12 protein-coding genes and 2 pseudogenes are annotated in these 14851 nt (G+C 69.1%); 10 read left to right on the forward strand and 4 right to left on the reverse strand.

The genetic code is table 11. From position 1 onward, the window contains the following. The first annotated feature begins 1453 nt into the window (after window positions 1-1453). The 8 genes and pseudogenes from ACZ4YL_RS32195 to ACZ4YL_RS32230 all read left to right on the forward strand — a co-directional run bounded on the left by ACZ4YL_RS32195 (window position 1454) and on the right by ACZ4YL_RS32230 (window position 9411). A complete protein-coding gene (locus ACZ4YL_RS32195) occupies window positions 1454-2215 on the forward strand; it encodes a hypothetical protein (protein WP_468121332.1) in 762 nt (253 codons plus the stop codon). Then, a pseudogene (locus ACZ4YL_RS32200) lies at window positions 2196-2729 on the forward strand (NUDIX domain-containing protein). Before ACZ4YL_RS32195 ends, ACZ4YL_RS32200 begins: the two are co-directional and overlap by 20 nt. Before the next feature lie 249 nt (window positions 2730-2978). Beyond that, window positions 2979-3401 carry a hypothetical protein gene (locus ACZ4YL_RS32205; RefSeq protein WP_468121333.1) on the forward strand — a complete coding sequence of 141 codons (423 nt, stop codon included), beginning with the start codon at window positions 2979-2981 and terminating at the stop codon, window positions 3399-3401. A 608-nt stretch (window positions 3402-4009) separates the two neighbouring features. Next, window positions 4010-4594 carry a hemopexin repeat-containing protein gene (locus tag ACZ4YL_RS32210; RefSeq protein WP_468121334.1) on the forward strand — a complete coding sequence of 195 codons (585 nt, stop codon included), beginning with the start codon at window positions 4010-4012 and terminating at the stop codon, window positions 4592-4594. Window positions 4595-4984: 390 nt separating this feature from the next. Beyond that, entirely contained in the window at window positions 4985-5140 is a 156-nt protein-coding gene (locus tag ACZ4YL_RS32215) for a hypothetical protein (RefSeq protein ID WP_468121335.1), read from the forward strand. Between the two features lie 406 nt (window positions 5141-5546). After that, on the forward strand, window positions 5547-7265 hold the full coding sequence (locus ACZ4YL_RS32220; protein WP_468121336.1) for an amidohydrolase: 1719 nt from the start codon (window positions 5547-5549) through the stop codon (window positions 7263-7265). Window positions 7266-7524: 259 nt separating this feature from the next. Further along, a complete protein-coding gene (locus ACZ4YL_RS32225) occupies window positions 7525-7806 on the forward strand; it encodes an aromatic-ring hydroxylase C-terminal domain-containing protein (protein ID WP_468121371.1) in 282 nt (93 codons plus the stop codon). 108 nt (window positions 7807-7914) lie between these two features. After that, the gene (locus ACZ4YL_RS32230; RefSeq protein WP_468121337.1) at window positions 7915-9411 is read left to right on the forward strand and encodes an IPT/TIG domain-containing protein; all 1497 of its coding nucleotides are present in this window, start codon (window positions 7915-7917) and stop codon (window positions 9409-9411) included. Here ACZ4YL_RS32230 and ACZ4YL_RS32235 read toward each other — a convergent pair. From ACZ4YL_RS32235 to ACZ4YL_RS32245, 3 genes and pseudogenes are all read right to left on the reverse strand, one after another. Further along, a complete protein-coding gene (locus ACZ4YL_RS32235; RefSeq protein WP_468121338.1) occupies window positions 9392-9922 on the reverse strand; it encodes a hypothetical protein in 531 nt (176 codons plus the stop codon). The two genes, ACZ4YL_RS32230 and ACZ4YL_RS32235, sit on opposite strands and share 20 nt — an antisense overlap. Window positions 9923-10041: 119 nt before the next feature. Then, window positions 10042-10660 (reverse strand): annotated as a pseudogene (locus ACZ4YL_RS32240) (transposase); the annotation flags it as partial. Between the two features lie 171 nt (window positions 10661-10831). Then, window positions 10832-12181: a hypothetical protein gene (locus tag ACZ4YL_RS32245; RefSeq protein ID WP_468121339.1), complete on the reverse strand. Its 1350-nt coding sequence runs from the start codon at window positions 12179-12181 to the stop codon at window positions 10832-10834. A gap of 170 nt (window positions 12182-12351) precedes the next feature. Here ACZ4YL_RS32245 and ACZ4YL_RS32250 point away from each other — a divergent pair, with 170 nt between their 5' ends. After that, window positions 12352-13404 (forward strand): JmjC domain-containing protein, encoded by a 1053-nt coding sequence (locus ACZ4YL_RS32250; RefSeq protein ID WP_468121340.1) that lies wholly within the window; start codon window positions 12352-12354, stop codon window positions 13402-13404. A 36-nt stretch (window positions 13405-13440) separates the two neighbouring features. Next, window positions 13441-13761, forward strand: a complete 321-nt coding sequence (locus ACZ4YL_RS32255; protein WP_468121341.1) for a hypothetical protein — start codon at window positions 13441-13443, stop codon at window positions 13759-13761. Window positions 13762-14485: 724 nt separating this feature from the next. Here ACZ4YL_RS32255 and ACZ4YL_RS32260 read toward each other — a convergent pair. Then, window positions 14486-14644 carry a hypothetical protein gene (locus ACZ4YL_RS32260; RefSeq protein ID WP_468121342.1) on the reverse strand — a complete coding sequence of 53 codons (159 nt, stop codon included), beginning with the start codon at window positions 14642-14644 and terminating at the stop codon, window positions 14486-14488. Between the last annotated feature and the right edge of the window lie 207 nt (window positions 14645-14851).

Here is a 14851-nt window from a genome sequence, read left to right on the forward strand (position 1 = left end):
GAGCTCCTTCAAACCCGCTCCGGCCAACACCTTACGTCGACCGCGGTGACGGAGGCGCCGCGCTCGGCCAGGTCGAGGGCCAGAGTGCCCGGCCCGCATCCGAGGTCGAGGATGCGGGGCTGGGCCGTCGCGCTGCCGAACTGGCTCGCGATGTAGTCGACTACGGCTGGGGGGGGTGGGGGCGCCGGTAGGTGACATACGGCGCACCGCACGAGGCGAAGATGCCGTCGGCGTTCGTGTAGCCGGTGGTGCTGTGGACGTCCTGTTTCACGGAAGCCTCCGAGGCCCGCCGTATGTGGCGGGCAGGCCGAAGCGGGTGTGCAGTGACAAGGTGGCCGCGCCCGATCGCGCGGCCGAAGAAGAACTCCTGAGGGACGGCCAGCCGGCGCCGGGGACGCCGACCGGTACTGGCCCGGGACGTTCCGTGGGGGTGTTCCCCCACAGGGATCGTGCGGCTGGCCGCTGCCCGCCGTCCCGCTCCTGACCGGTGGGGGATGACCCGTCTCAGCCGTCGGCAGGCATGCCGGGGGCGGGAAGCGGCTGCGCAGAGCCGCACATGGCCCCGGGTCCGTCGCCCTGTTTCACTGCCTCCTCGTCCGCAGCCAGCGTGTCAGGGCCGTCTGAGTCGTCGAGCGTGAGAAAGCGGGCCCATCCAGCCTCAGCTTGGGCGAGCAACTCCGGGCTGGGACCTGGCGGAGAGGGAAAGGGCGGTCCGGGCATGGGTGTCCCTCCTCGGACGAAACGGGGGTGCAGCGGACCGCGGTGCCTTGGGTCCAGCGGCCGGCTGCATCAGGGAAGGCCGTCCGGATTCGGCGGCTGACAGCCAGTGAACGCCTCTACACGCCGTGCAGGAGACTCCAGCAGGTGACTCCAACCCGGAGTCACCTGTCGGCGCCTGGCCCTAGCATCGAACCAGCCGCGTGAAAGGGGCCCATGATGGGCAGTCAGGGACTGGACCCGCCGACTGTCGCCGCCGGCCTCCTCGACGACGAGCGCATGCTCAAGGCCCTGGCCGGGCGGGACATGGGCACCCTGTTCACGCTCCTCAACACCCGCGGCGTAAGCACACGCAAGCTCGCCGCCGCCGTGGACATCGGCCAGGGCCGCTTCTACGACTATATGAACGGCAACTGCCGCGTGGAGAAGCTCTCGGTGTTCGAGCAGATCGCCGACGGGCTCCGCATCCCCGGCCACCTCCTCGGCCTGGCCCGCAGGCCCTGGGAACCCGCGCCCGAGCCCTCAGCGCCGGCCATCAACGATCTGCCCGCAGACACCGGTGACCTTGCGGCGATCGACGCGTTCCGCGACGCGGACCGCCGAAGCGGCGGCGGCCATCTCTACGCGGCCGTGACCCGGCACCTGACAGACCAGATCGCACCCCGCCTCGTCGACACAGCCAGCGGCCCGGGCGTCTTCGCGGCGGCCGCGGCCCTCACCGAGAATGGCCGGCTGGATGGCCCACGACTCCGCCCACGACGACCTCGCCGTCAAACACCTCACCCGCGCGCTCCCGCTCGCCCGCGTCTCCGGCGACGCGCCGCTCGCCGCCAACATCGCCGCGAGCACCAGCCACCTCACCCTGCACACCAACGACCGGCCGGGAGCAGCCCGCTGGGCCAGGACCGGTCTCCACCTCGCCGCCCAGGGCCCCCGCATCCCCGCCCTCACCGCCCGCCTGCACAAGATGACCGCACGCGCCCTGGCCGCAGCAGCCCAGCACTCCCCCGCCCGGCGCGCCCTCGACCAGGCCGAAGCGGCCATCGCGGAACCCCCGGACGCCGTACACCCCTGGCTCAGCCCGTTCGACACCGCCGCGCTGGCCAGCGAATCCGCGCTGATCCTCAAAGACCTCGGCCGCTACGACCAGGCTCTCGGCCAGGCCGAGCATGCCCTCGCCCTGCGCGAGGCCGGCCGTGCCCGCTCCCAGGCCCTGACCCGGATCACCCTGGCCGACATCCACATCCGCCGAGGCGACCTCGACGCCGCCGTGAAGGTCGGCCACGACCTCCTCGCCACCAGCCCCACCCTCAGCTCCGTACGCGTCATCCACCAGCTCGACGACCTGCGCCGCCGCCTCGAACCCCACACGACATACGGGCCGGCCGGCCAGTACCTGGTGCGATTCGACGACGCGCGCCGGGCCAGAATGCTCCTGATGGCCGACATCATCACCGCGCCCAGGAGAAACGCCGCCCATGAGGCCCACGCCCGATGACCCCGATGCCTGGTACGCCTACCTCGCCGAGGGCAACCGCACCCAGGCCCGCAAACGCGTCGCGGCCGACGCACTGATCCGCAACCGGGCCGGCCACGTGCTCCTGGTCAAGCCCACCTACTAGCCCGGCTGGGACCTGCCTGGCGGAATGGCCGAGGCCAACGAGGCACCCGAAGCCGCACTCGCACGCGAACTGCGCGAGGAACTCGGCCTGGACGCGGCCCTCCGCGGGCTGCTCGTCGTCGACTGGGTGCCACCCCACGGCCCGTGGGACGACCAGATCGCCTTCATCTTCGACGCCGGAGGCCTGGACGACGCCCAGGCCTCCAGCGTCCGCCCCCACGACGACGAGCTCTCCGAGGCCGCGTTCTTCCCCATCGACAAGGCCCTCGTACTTCTTCGCAGCCGGATGCGGAACCGGCTCGCCGCCGCCATCCGGGCCGGCAAGGCCGGGCACCCCGTGTATCTGCACGACGGTCACTCGATCCTCCCCACGCAGCCAGGACTTGGCTGAGCCTCACGATCCACACCGGGCACGGTGCTGCCTGGCCCACCATGACCGGCCTGGGGACCATCCGCAGCGCAACCGCGGGCACGGGCGAGGGCAACGGCCGGCCGGAACCCGACGAGTGCAGGTCTGTGACCGTTTTCGAGCGGATCGGGGGAAGCAGGCACGGTTCTGCGGTGAATCCCCTCCCCCGGTGGAGTGAGACGCCCGATGGCAGCTCGATCGGTGTCCTGGTGAGCAGGTATCACCAGGTTCATGATCACCAACTTCCGGTGTGGCCTCCTGGCCGCTGCCCTCGCCCTCGCCGTCCTCGCCCCCGCCTCCCCCGCCCAGGCCGACGAGGTCACCCTCATGGACGGCATCACCGCCCTGCCAGTCGCCGAGGAGATCCGCGACGGCTACAAGCGCGAGCTGTACCCGCACTGGAAGGACGACGACGAGAACGGCTGCACCGCACGCAACGACGTCCTCATCGCCGAGGCAATCGAAGCACCGACCATCGGCGCCGGCTGCACCCTCACCGGCGGGGTGTGGCACTCCTACTACGACGACGTCCTCGTCCAGGGCCCGTCCGGGATCGACATCGACCACATGGTTCCGCTCGCCGAAGTCCACGACAGCAAGTGGGCGGTGTTGGGGTGCACGCATTATTTCGCTCGACCTCCTGACCGTTCCTGACCTGGTCAGTGACGTTCCGCCGTCGGTTGCTCCGGTGACGACAACGTCTCTCGCCTGGGGTGGTGGTACCTGAAGCCACGATGTTGCATCGACTGCAACCATGGAGTGGGCGTGGAATCTGCTGGTATTCCAGGCACGATGAGGCACTCGTGTCCGAAAGTGTCCGGTTCTGGACTTAACGTGACGTTCGAGGCGATGCTGACAAGCTGCCCCAGCGACAGCCGAGCCGTCGCCTCGGGATGAGAACGGTCTGGCGCCGCGACTCACCATCCGACTGGACCGCCAGACTCTAGAAGGCAGCGCGCTGTAGCTGTCCGGTGCCGATCGACCCATCCCCTGATCGTTTCTGCGGTGAAACCCGACCCTCGGCCGGGCAAGTTGTGGCCTCCGGGCCTGTCCCTGGCCGCAGGGGTACCGCTACAACCCACTGCGCGATCAAGAACGTGCTACAGCGTGGCGATCCGGGCAGACTACTGGGCCGCGCGGGTGGTCATGTCCATTGCAGGAACGATCAAGCTCCGGGCGGCCCCTGCTCACGCTCGACGGGTGTGGAACGTTGTCGGCGCAAGCCCGAAACGCGACCGCGACACTCAGGAGGTATTCGGCAAATGGTCACCGCACCAGTGCTCTGGAACAAAGATAAGGCGTACCTGTTCGACGGCGGAAACTACTACCGCTACGACGTCACCATGGACAAGGTAGACCCCGGCTACCCGAAGCCGATCGCCGGCAACTGGCCAGGGCTGTTCACATCCCGCGTCGACGCAGGCGTGGTGTGGAACAACGGCAAGGCGTACTTCTTCCGCGGCGCCGAGTACGTCCGCTACGACATCGCGGCCGACAAGGTCGACGAGGGCTACCCGAAGCCGATCACCGGCAACTGGAAGGGACTGTTCCCGGACCACATCGACGCCTCCGTGGTGTGGAACAACGGCAAGGCGTACTTCTTCCGCGGCGCCGAGTACGTCCGCTACGACATCGCGGCCGACAAGGTCGACGAGGGCTACCCGAAGCCGATCACCGGCAACTGGCCCGGCCTGTGGGCGTCGGACCTCGACGGCGGCGTGGTGTGGAACAACGGCAAGGCGTTCTTCTTCCGCGGCTCCGAGTACATGCGGTATGACATTGCGGCCGACAAGGTCGACGAGGGCTACCCGAAGCCGATCGCTGGCAACTGGCCCGGCCTCCCCTAAGCGCGGTTCCCGACTACCCGCGTATGAGGGGAGCCTCCACCAGGGCTCCCCTCCCTCGACGACGACGACCTGCCGACCGTCGCCGCCAGCCGGGCCGTGGCGGTTTCCTCGGCTCGATAAATTTCCTGAACCTCCGCCACCGGTCATGCGCCTTTGCCAGCAAGAGGACGGAGTTGCCCTCGACGGCTCAAAGAGCCACCACGGGGAAGATGGCGACCATCCGGCACGCATACCGCACACCTCGAATGACGCTCCCCGCCAGCTGGCGGCTACGGCTGGACCACCGAACGCCGCCGCCGCTACGCCAACGACCTCGGCTCCGACGTCACCCTCGTCGGAGTCACCGCCCGCTCCAACCGCCAGAAGTCCGACCAGGACCCGGCCACCTGGATGCCGATGCCCGCGGTCCACTGCCGCTACCTCGGCGAATGGGTCACCACCAAGCACCGCTGGAGCCTCGCCATCGACCCGGCCGAACGCGAGGCACTCCTGCGCTACGCGGCCGACTGCCCCAACGCGAGGATCACTTACGACCCCGCCACCTGACCGACTCGTATGGCCGGGGGGCTGGGTCGCAGACGGGTGCCACCCCACACACCCCGGCGGACGCGACCACGAGCCAGGTTCAGCGTGGCGCGCCCGGAGCTCGTTGCCACTGCGCGAGGGCCGGGTCGACATGGAAATCGGGACCATCGACCACGTCGACCCGGCGACCAGGGTCGAGGAGCTGGTCACGCTGAGGTTGTCGGCTGGCATCAGGGCCGAGCTGGTCCCCGGGGCCTGATTTGCTACCGCATCACCGGTGACGGCTTCCTTGCCCCCTGCGCGGCCCCCGTTCCCCGACCGCGCTGACCCGTTCCAGTGAAGTCTGGCCGTCCTCGGCGAAGTTTGCCCACGTCGCTTCTAGGCTCTGGGCCGCTTTCACCATCCTTCTACCGAACGGGATACCAGCATGGCCGAGCAGGCCGACCTCATCCTCCACGGCGGCGACATCGTCACGCTCGCGGAGCACCGCGACGAACGGGGCGAAGCGGTGGCCATCAAGGCCGGCACCATCGTCCTCGTCGGCCCCGAGCAGGAGGTGCTGGAACGCTGGCGCGGCCCGCACACCGTCGTGCGGGACCTCGGGGGCCGCGCCCTGCTCCCCGGGTTCATCGACGCGCACGGGCACCTCGGCGGCATCGGACTGCAGGCCGTCATCGCCAACCTGCTCGCCGACCCGGACGGCGACATCACCGACCTCGCCTCTCTGAAGGACAAGCTGCACTCCTGGGCTGCGGGCCCGGTAGGTGCCGACTCCGATTGGATCATCGGCTTCGGGTACGACGACGCGATGCTCGCCGAGCGCCGGCACCCCACCCGAGACGACCTCGACGAGGTGTCCACGGACCGCCCGGTGCTCGCCATCCACCAGTCCTTCCACCTCGGCGCGGTGAACAGCCTCGGCCTGCAGCGGCTCGGGTACTCGGCCGCCACACCCGACCCCGAGGGCGGGGTAGTCCGGCGGCGCGAACTCGCCGTCCCGCCCTCGTACGGCGAGCCCGACGGCGTGCTGGAGGAGAAGGCGTTCACCCCGGCCTCGGACCTGGCCCTCGTGGGGCTCCCGGAACGGGAGCTGCTGATGCTGTTCGCGACGGGCGCGGCCACGGCGGCGAGCTTCGGCTTCACCACCGTGCAGGAGGGCGGCACCACCCTCGCCAACCTCAAGGCGCTGCGGGACACGGCCGCCGCCGTGCCGCTCCCGGTCGACGTGGTCGCGTACGTGAAGGCCGACGAGGCGACCTCGTCCACGCTCGACGACCCGATCGGGGTGAGTGACGAGTACGTGGACGGCGTCCGCGCGGCCGGCGTGAAGCTGGTCCTGGACGGCTCGCCGCAGGGGCGCACCGCGTGGCTCACCGAGCCCTACCTGACGCCGCCGCCCGGACAGCCCGAGGACTACTGCGGGTACCCGGCGGTGCCGGACGACGCGGTGGTGGCCAAGCAGATCGGTACGGCGGTCGAGCGGGACTGGCAGGTCCTGGCGCACGTCAACGGCGACGCGGCGATCGACCAGTTCCTCAAGGCGGTCGAGGCCGCCGGGCCGGTCCGGCGGCCGACCGTGGCGATCCACGCGCAGACCGCCCGCGAGGACCAGATCGGCGTGTTCGCTCGGCTGGGAATCCTGCCGTCCTTCTTCTCGATGCACACCTACTACTGGGGCGACTGGTACCGCGAGACCGTCCTCGGTAAGAAGCGGGCGGAGAGCATCTCCCCCGCCCGCTGGGCACTCGACAAGGGCCTGCGCTACACCTCGCACCACGATGCCCCAGTGGCGCTGCCGAACTCGATCGCCGTGCTGTCCAGCCAGGTGACCCGCCGCACCCGCAGCGGCCACGTCATCGGCCCCGACCAGCAGGTCTCCGCCCTGGACGCGGTTCGCGCGATCACCATCAACGCCGCCCACCAGTACGGCGAGCAGGACCGCAAGGGCAGTATCGAGGTCGGCAAACTCGCGGACCTGGTCATCCTCAGCGCGAACCCGCTGACGGTCGACCCCGATCAGATCCGCGACATCAAGGTGATCGAGACCATCAAGGCCGGCACCACCGTCCACCCGCCCGCACCCACCGACCGGGCCTCCGGAACCATCTCGACCGCACCCACCCCGCAGTGGGGCTGCTCCTGCTGAACCGGCGCGCCCCTGCCCCACCACGCCCGGCGGCGCGGCCGCCAGGCGTCCAGACGTCGCTGCGGCCAGCCGCTGCCAGTCAGACCCCCTGACGTCCGTCAGCCTTCACCTCTCCACAACGGCCGGTGCCCGACCTTGGCCGGGTGAAAGAACACCTAAGAGGTCGCGCGGATAGGCACGGTCGGAGGACGTTGGCAACAGTACGGGCACAGGTCTCGGTGATCATGCAGTTGCGACGTTCTGTGATCACTGGGGAGACCTGTGCCCGCGCTTCGAGGATGCGGCCGGATGGCGGGAGCGCCTGTCGACCGCGGCGGCCGCCCCTGCCGACCGCGGCGATCCCTCGGCCGCGCTCATCCGCCCCGACGGCATCGTCGCCTGGGCCGCCGCCCCGGGCCTGCCCGCAGACACCGCAGCTCTGGCGACCGCGCTGCGCACCTGGCTCGGCGAACCCCACACACGTACGCCGAACGGCCAACAAGGTGAACCTGGCCAACCTGCAGGCAGGAAAAGCACCGGACAACGCAGAGGAGAGGTCTGATTGTGTGCGATCCACTCTGCCGGCCGGTTCGGCACAGATCTGCCCTGATGCTGCCGAAAGGCCGCCCCGCCTCCGCACCGGCAAAACATCCGAGAAGCAGGAACGACGATGGCAACCGATCCGACAACCGCCCAGGTGACCATGACCCTGGCTGCCCTTGCAGCCACCGGGGCCACCCCGCGTCCGTCCGGGGAAACCCCGCAACAACAGACCGAACGAATCATCACCGGCATCAACGCGCAACTGAGCGATCCCAGCCTTGCGACGCAGGGCGCGTGGAGGCTGGTGTGGCTCGCCCTGAGCGAGGCCAACGCGAATATGGCCTACATCGCACGGAGCACCAACGGCTCGAACGAGTTCGCCGTGGTCGCTCGCGGAACGGACGCCGATCTGACCGACATCCTCGAGGACCTCGATGTCGGCACAGTCGTCCCGTTCCCCGAAAGCGGATCGCCGAAGCCCATCGCCGTTTCCAAGGGGGCGATGGATGCGTTCAAACGGGTTGTCAACGCCCGCTCGATCGCCTCACCCTCCCCGAACGTCACGCTCGCTCAGGCGCTCACCGCCGCACTCAACTCGGCGCCCTCCTCGCCGCAGCCGACCGTCTATCTGACCGGTCACAGCCTGGGCGGTTGCATCGCCACCATGCTCGCGCCGTACTTGCAGGCACAGACCTGGCCGAAACAGCCAAAGTTCGCGGTGATCACCTATGCCGCTCCCACCGCCGGCGTACAGAGCTTCGTCGACTACTTCGACTCCGTGCCGTGGGTCATCGACGAGCGCCACAACAACGCCTACGACCTGGTACCGCACGCGTGGGCCGATCTCGACACCACCGCCGGCTGGTACCCGAGCCCGGGACCGCAGGCAACCGAAGAAGTGAAGCTGCTCATCGGGGCGATCTCTAAGCGCACCAAGGGCAACGTCTACGTCCAGCCCGGCATGCTCTGCCCGATAAACACCAGCTACACGAGCCTTGCCAAGAACCTGGTCAACAAGACCACCCAGGACTTCCTCGGCCAGGTCGCCTTCCAGCACGCCAACTCCACCTACCTGGACCTGGTGGGAGCGCCTGCCGTCCCTTCCGCACCGGTGGTGACCGACGTGACCCCCACCTTCGGCGAACCAGGCGCCACGGTGACCATCAACGGCACCGGTTTCAGCAAGGACAGCATGGTCGACTTCGGCGACTTCGCCTGCCCCACGCGCAACATCGACTCCGACAGCAGGATCACCGCTAAGGTCCCCAACGGAACCGGCGTCGTCCACGTCCGCGTCACCAACACCCTCGGCACCTCCCCGGCCGTCGCGATGGGGCAGTTCGCCTATGGCGGACCCGCACCTGTGGTGGTCAGTGCCGTCAGCCCGACCAGCGGACAGGTCGGCACCCTGGTCACCATCAGCGGCTCGGGCTTCGCCGATGGCGCCACCGTGCACTTCAAGGACAAGGCATCCGATTCGGTCAAGTTCGTCTCCACCGGACAGATCACCGCAACCGCGCCCGGTCAGCTCGACGACCACCAGACGGTGAACCTCACCGTGACGGTCGGCAAGGCCACCTCTCCCACCAGCCCGGCCGACGAGTTCACCTACACCGGACGGTAGCGTCCGCACGCCCCGTTCCCGGGGTGGCCCTTCGAGCAGCCCCCGGCCCTTGCCCCCGACCGGTCGAACCGTGCCCGGGCGAGGGATCGCCGCAGGACCGTTCACCCTGCGGCGAACAGGCCACGGAGCTGTGCGGCACGGCGAACAGCTGCCGGGCGACCAGGTGTCCGGAACCCAGCCCCGGCCGCCAGATCAGGTTATGGTCGAGCTCGGCGGAGCCGCCGTAGGGGTCGCCGCGGACGGCGTTGCGATTGGCCACGGCGACCCCCGCCGGACTGACCGCACTCCACCGGGTCACCAGGGCGCGCAGGCCCGGGGCATGCGCCTCGATCCGGCCGAGCACCCGCTCCACATAGCCCGCGACCAGCCGCTCGTCGTCCCACCCCGCCGAGACGTCCAGCTCGCCCGCGGCATCGGACGACGGCGCGAACGGAACCTCCTGGAGCTGCACCCAGAGCGCGGCGCGGCCCGGCGGGACCCGTGAGGGGTCCAGTACGTGCTGCTGGCCCACGGACCGGCCGTCGTCGGCAACGAGCTCCTGAACGGCGGTGGCATAGCCCAGCTATACGAGGCGTACGGCGGCTTGGTCTCCGGCCCATTCTGTTAGAGGTGGTGCGGATAGGGGTGCGGTCATGGTCGGCGGTTCGGGCGTTCGTCCCAGCGGTGAGTTATCCATGCCCGCCGAATCAGGCTGCGCACGGTGATGATCGTGTCGGTGAGGTCAAAGAATGCGTCAACGACGGTGGCGCGCCGCTCGTGGCAGCGGGCGAGCCGCTGGAAGGCGTTCTGCCAGGCGTGGGTGCGTTCGACGTGCCAGCGCTGACTGGCCTGGATGTGTGCCTTCTCGCCTTCGTGCGCGATGCGGCCGTGGAGGCCGCCTTCGTTGAGTAGAGTGCGGGTCTTGTCCGAGTCGTAGTCGGCGTCCAGGTGCACGGTGACGTTGTCGGGCAACGGTCCCAGGTCGTTCAGGCGGTCCAGGGTCGGGGCGAGCAGCGGGGAGTCGTGGCGGTTGGCGCCGGTCAGGACACGACCCAGTGGAATGCCGTATCCGTCCGTCATGCCCGAGCGTTTCAGTCCCTTTTTGCCGCGATCGACGGGGGAACGCCCGGCCACTTCGCCGCCTCCGAGTGCCTTGGTAGGCGTCGAGCGCGATCCGTTTGAGCCGGGCGAAGACGCCCTGTCGTATCCACTCGTCGCGGCGGCTGCGGAGCGTGGTGGCTGAGCAGGTTGTGTCGGCGATCGCCTCGTAAAAACTGTCAACCGGCAGGCCTCGTTCGGGCGAGGTCCACCCCGCCAGGGCCAGGCGCAGCAGTTCTGCCTGTGCGAGCCGTTCGGATGCGGGCCAGGCGACGGCGGCCTCCAGCAGGCCCGGGCATGCCAGCGGACATCGGCGTCGTACCAGGGTTCGGGGCGCTCGGGGCTATGGCTTGCGAACCACTCCGGTGAAGCCAGCGACGAACAACGTGGCAAAGCCCCAGGCGAGGATCCTCAGCCCCCAGCTGGCCATGGTGATCAGCTGCCCTGCAGCGCTGTTGTTTGCCTTGCACCGGTCTGCGGGCCCGGTTGCGATCACCGGGAGGGCGGTGTCCAGGCCAGCCCCGATCTTCTCGGTCAGGGAGCAGCTCGCTGAAGCAGCTCGTGTGGGTGACAGGCCTCCGTGCGTCCCTGCTATCAAGGTGAGGACAACAGCGGTAGTGACTACAGCGAGCATTCCTATCAGGGCACGCCAGGGTTGGTAGCCATAGCCCAATGCCACACCGGTCAGTCGAGTCCAGGTGCGCTCGCTTCGTCCTGTCAGCGCGCGGCGGTGAAGTTGGTCGCTGCGCTGTGCCATCAAAATCCTACGGACTTCTCGGTCGTGTCCTGCATCCCGGTGAACAGCGGCGAGCTGCTGGTACGGCTGTGCGGCATACGCAGGCGTGGCCTGTTGCAGGAGATCGAGCCATTGCCTGGAAGAGTACCCAATGGGCAAGCCCCTGTAGGTCAGACCGTCGACCAGTAGCCTTAGACGAGAGTCAGTGTCATGCTCCAGCTGCCCTGGGGAGAATACGAGTGCTCCCGCGACCTCCACCCGCTCCAGATTCACTACCGCTCCTGATCCGGCGCCGATAGCCACGAAGTCTCGCAGGTTAAGCGACCAAAGACTCGCCTGGTTTGCCTTCAGAGCCGGTCCGGAGTGATTGCGCATGTCGGCTCCTTCACAGTTCAGCCAACCCCCGATGCGTGCTCCTGACAGGTGAACAGCTCCCACTTCTCCGGTTCCTCGGGCACTGAATCCGTTCATTAATATGAGTGCAGCGTCAACCTGAACTCCATTGGCATACAGGGCTGCACCACGTGCGTTACATAGCATGGCACTCGAAAAATCGAGCAATCCGATACGTGCACCACCCAAGTTAATTTCTCCGAGAGCCAAGCATCCAACAAGCGCCAGAACAGGGAACTGCGCGCCATAAGCATGGAGGCCTTCCTCAAGGAAGCAGTCGGTCAATTCGACGCCAACCGCACTTGCCACATTCTCCAGGTCGAACCGGCCAGTGATCCGAGCTCCGCGCAGGCGCAAACCACGCGGATCAGGATCGTCGACCAGGCGCCCCCGGACGATCTCCCTTAGCACCTTGGCGCGCACCGTCCGGGCCTCGCCCCAGGTCTGCATTGCCTCAGCCGTGGTTGGGCCAACGCGAACCAGATCAAGCGTCTCGCCGCGCGCTACGTGGTCGACAACCTGGCGCTCAATGTCAGTTAGAGAGCTGACGTCGAAACCCGTCACTGAACCTCCCCGATACGAAACCCACGGCCCGCGCGTTCGTCCGCTCCCATTGAATCCTGGTTGTACTGGCCAGGGAACAGTTGCTGCTGACTACGGGCGGCAGCGGCTGTGATCGCAGGCCTGCCTCTGTGAGCGGGTGAACCTCTCCCCGGCCACGGAACCCTCCCGACGTGACAGCCCGTGCTGGCAGACAACTACGGGGGCTGTTCCCTCAGCCGCTGGAGAGCTGGACGCCTTCCCCGAACCTCGGCACGTCTGCCACAGTGCGCGTCGTAGTCCGCGACGGGCCCGGACAGGACACGGTGATCTTCCAGCTCGAAGGGGCGAAGCGGTGGACCCTGTACGGGGCGACCCGTACGGACCCGCTGCGCCTGGACGTCGAAGCGCCCGAGAAGCCCGAGGGGCTGCCGCTCGCCGAGGTGGTCCTGCAGGCCGGGGACATGCTGTACGCGCCGCGGGGCTGGTGGCACGCGGTGGCCGCCACCCAGGGCCGCTCCCTGCACCTGACATGCGGCCTGACCCCGGCGACCGGACACCACCTCCTGGTGTGGCTGGCCGGACAGCTCCTCCACTCCCCCACCCTGCGCCCGAACGTGCCCACCGTGGCCAGCCCCGCCGAGCGCACCGCGTACGCCGAGCAGCTGCGCAAAGAAGTCACCGAGGCGCTCCACCCCCACATCGTCTCGGAGTTCGCCGCCTGTCTGGACGCCCGCGACCCCGGCCGCCCGGCCCCCTCCCTCCCGTACATCGGCGACGTCCCCGCCGACCCCGGCCTGGTCCTGGCCCTCACCACCGCCCGGGCCGCGCTGGAGGGAGCCGACGAGGCCGTCGTGCTGCGCGCCGCCGGACACGAATGGGAGCTCCACACCTCCGTGCGCCCCGTGCTGGAGGCCCTGGTCTCCGGCGCCCGCCTCACCTTCGGGGACCTGGCCGGGCGCTCCGGCCTCACCGTGGAACAGGCCGCGGCCCTCGCCACCGAGCTGGTATCCAAGGACGCGGCCGCCGTCTCCCACCGAGGTAGGACCCGCCATGTTCGAGGCCCCCGCCCCCGCCCCCGTCGACCGGATGCTGGCCGCCCGGCAGCACGCCGCCGACCAGTTCGGCCTGCGCGCCACCGGCCACCGGGTGTGGGGTACCGGGGCCGCACCCTCTCCTCGGCCGCCGGCCCGCACTGGCTCCCCGTGGTCTGCGCCGAGACCGGCACCCAGGGCGGCACCCTGTAGAACGGCCCCTCCACCTCCCGCACCCTCCCCGCCTCGGTGCCGCGCCCCGACCTGTTCCGCATCCGGGACTGGACCACCGAGGGCTACGCCTACCGGGCCGAGCTGTACGCCCTCGCCCCCGACCCGATCGCCTCCCCACGCCCCGTCCTCGACGAGAACCCCGGCCTGCCCGAGACATGGTGGAAGGAGATGGTCGCCGCCCTGGACTCCCTCGCCGACGTCCCGCCACCTGCGGCCCGCGAGGCCGTACGCGAGGAGTACCTGCACCGCGTCATCCCCGAGTACACCGGCCACCAGGTCGACGACGTCGCCTGGACCACCGCCCACGGAAACCTCCACCACCTGGCCCACCTGTAGCCGCCTAGCCCCGCCTGTCTCTACGCGGAGTCGACGCTCCGCCGACCGGCGGCCAGCGTCGGCGGGCCCGAGGCGGAGGGCTCCGACCTGGACCCATGCGCCCGGCGCAGGCCCGGCTGCGGCCATGGGGTAGAACCGGGACACCGTGCTGGTCGACCCGTCCAGGTCGACGGCCACCTTGTAGATCACCCTGCCGTCAGCCCAGTCGTGCCGCGCCATCACAGCCCCGTACCGCCACGCCCCGCGGGGACCACACCTGCAGGGCCGGGCGGTCGCCTGCAGGCCAGCTTCAGACCGTGGGCTCGGGCCCGTCCTCGAGCCGCCATGGCCGGGACTCCACCGGCTCCGTCAACGTCGTGCTCACCCCTCGACCGTACGCCCGGGCCCCGCGGACTCCTCCGCCAGGTGCTCCCCGTCGTGTGCCGGGCGGTGTTCGAGGAAACCTGTACGGCTTCCTGTCCTCTTTGCAGGTCACAGTGCCTGTCACGTCAGCGCGCGAGGCGGTGGCGTGCGTCAAGTATGGACAGGGGTGCGGGCAGTGGAGATGAAGCAAACGCCGGGGGCGTACCGGATGCGGGCGGAGCGCCGGCGCAGGGTGCGCGGCAGCGGGGAGGCCCGGGGCGACGGCTGGATGCGCACGGAGGCCGATGAGCGCCGATCGCCTGTGCTAGACGATCAAGATCAAGTCCCTAGCGCCAACGGCTGTACCGCTGGTCCCCAACGCCTAATGCAGCCCTGGGGCCTGGGTGCGGCCGCGCAGCGCCTCCAGGGGGCCGGTGGTGGCCAGGTAGAGCTGGTGGACGACGTCGTCGACCATGTCCTGGTGCGGGAGCTGCAGGAGCCGGTCGAGGGTGAAGCCGCCGGGATCCTCGAGTTGGGTCATTGTTGCGGTCGTGGGGCGGGGTGATCTTACGAACGACGAGTGGGCGCAACTTGCGCCGCACGGGAATCCTGTAATGGTTGTCATGCCTCGCAGCGTTACATCAACCTGTCGGCATGCACTCTTTGACACCCAGTGCCCAGGGCACTGACTCTTCCCACCCCCACCGGCGAGTCAGAGCGGCCACCGACTCTACGGATGTTCCCTTCG

The sequence above is a fragment of the Streptomyces sp. NPDC030021 genome (genome assembly GCF_055574035.1).

Bases quoted from the DNA above. Each gene is read 5' to 3' on its own strand.
- ACZ4YL_RS32195 (WP_468121332.1), top strand. From the start codon at position 1,454: ATGGCCCACGACTCCGCCCACGACGACCTCGCCGTCAAACACCTCACC.
- ACZ4YL_RS32205 (WP_468121333.1), top strand. From the start codon at position 2,979: ATGATCACCAACTTCCGGTGTGGCCTCCTGGCCGCTGCCCTCGCCCTC.
- ACZ4YL_RS32210 (WP_468121334.1), top strand. From the start codon at position 4,010: ATGGTCACCGCACCAGTGCTCTGGAACAAAGATAAGGCGTACCTGTTC.
- ACZ4YL_RS32215 (WP_468121335.1), top strand. From the start codon at position 4,985: ATGCCGATGCCCGCGGTCCACTGCCGCTACCTCGGCGAATGGGTCACC.
- ACZ4YL_RS32220 (WP_468121336.1), top strand. From the start codon at position 5,547: ATGGCCGAGCAGGCCGACCTCATCCTCCACGGCGGCGACATCGTCACG.
- ACZ4YL_RS32230 (WP_468121337.1), top strand. From the start codon at position 7,915: ATGGCAACCGATCCGACAACCGCCCAGGTGACCATGACCCTGGCTGCC.
- ACZ4YL_RS32260 (WP_468121342.1), bottom strand. From the start codon at position 14,644: ATGACCCAACTCGAGGATCCCGGCGGCTTCACCCTCGACCGGCTCCTG.